This is a genomic window from Aeromonas sp. ZOR0001, from assembly GCF_000801015.1.
Classification (GTDB): Bacteria; Pseudomonadota; Gammaproteobacteria; order Enterobacterales; family Aeromonadaceae; genus Aeromonas; species Aeromonas veronii.
This window is the reverse complement of the sequence record NZ_JRJY01000075.1, coordinates 1-1,145: the sequence shown is the minus strand read 5'-3', so window position 1 is coordinate 1,145 and position 1,145 is coordinate 1. Positions and strand designations below refer to the sequence as shown.

Annotated in this window: 2 protein-coding genes; one reads left to right on the top strand and one right to left on the bottom strand. The window is 66.2% G+C overall.

Annotation, left to right across the window (positions count from 1 at the left end; translation table 11 throughout):
* On the bottom strand, positions 1-169 hold a 169-nt coding region (locus L972_RS20790; protein WP_047437844.1), incomplete at its 3' end, for a 2'-5' RNA ligase family protein.
* 178 nt (positions 170-347) lie between these two features.
* Between L972_RS20790 and L972_RS09465 the strand changes: the two genes are divergently transcribed.
* On the top strand, positions 348-1,145 hold a 798-nt coding region (locus L972_RS09465), incomplete at its 3' end, for a DEAD/DEAH box helicase (protein WP_047437795.1).

Sequence of the window (1,145 nt, the reverse complement as noted above, 5' to 3'; positions counted from 1 at the left end):
CGGCGATCAGCCGGCGGGTGGTCAACTCGTCCGCCTCACCCAGAAAAGCCAGGGTCAGGTGGAGGTTGGCTTGTGGCACCGGCTGACCGGGCCAGGGCTGCTGATCGCGCCAGGCGATGAGCTCGGGGGCTAGCTCCTTGACGGGCAGGGCAAAGAAGAGTTTGGCCATGTGGTGATAATGCCTTTTTCACGCTCATTGGATGGGCCCATTCTATGGCAGCCATCCGGCCATGTCTCGCCAGCCTCCCGCCCGAGTGGCCATCTGCGCACATCCACTCACGGTGGCGCGGGTGGCTGTGGCAGAATAGGCGCCGTTTTACCGGTTGCTACAAAAGGTGCTCATCGCTTTGTCCCAGCTCCCCATCGTTTCGGTATTGCCCGAACTCTTTGCCGCCCTCGACAGCCACACCAGCGTGATCCTGCAGGCGCCCCCCGGCGCGGGCAAATCGACCCTGCTGCCGCTGGAGCTGGTACGTCAGAACCGGCTGCCCGGCCGCATCATCATGCTGGAGCCAAGGCGTCTCGCGGCGCGCAATATCGCCAGCTTTCTGGCGCGCCAGCTCGGGGAGAAGGTGGGCGAGCGCATCGGACTGCGGGTGCGCGGCGAGAGCCGCACCAGCTCCGCGACCCGGCTCGAGATCGTCACCGAAGGGGTGCTGACCCGGATGTTGCAGCAAGACCCGGAGCTGACCGGTGTCTCGCTGGTCATCTTCGACGAGTTCCACGAACGCAGCCTGCACGCCGATACCGCGCTGGCCTTCGCTATCGAGAGCCAGCAGGGATTGCGCGATGACCTCAAGCTGCTGGTGATGTCCGCCACTCTGGATGGCATGGCGCTGGAAAAGTTGCTGCCGGATGCCCCCGTGGTTCGCTCCGAGGGGCGCGGTTTCCCCATCGACTACCACTATCGCCCCGCCAATCGCCAGCAATGGCTGGAGCCGCAGGTCGGCTCCGTGGTGCAGGAGGCGCTAGCCGCCCACGCAGGCAGTCTGCTGGTCTTCCTGCCGGGACAGGGAGAGATCGAGCGGCTGGCGCAGTGGCTGCAAGGACGGCTGCCGGATGATGTGAGCCTCGCCCCCCTCTACGGCCGTCTCGACATGGCGGCGCAGCAAGCGGCCATCGAGCCCGCACCTGCGGGCCGCCGT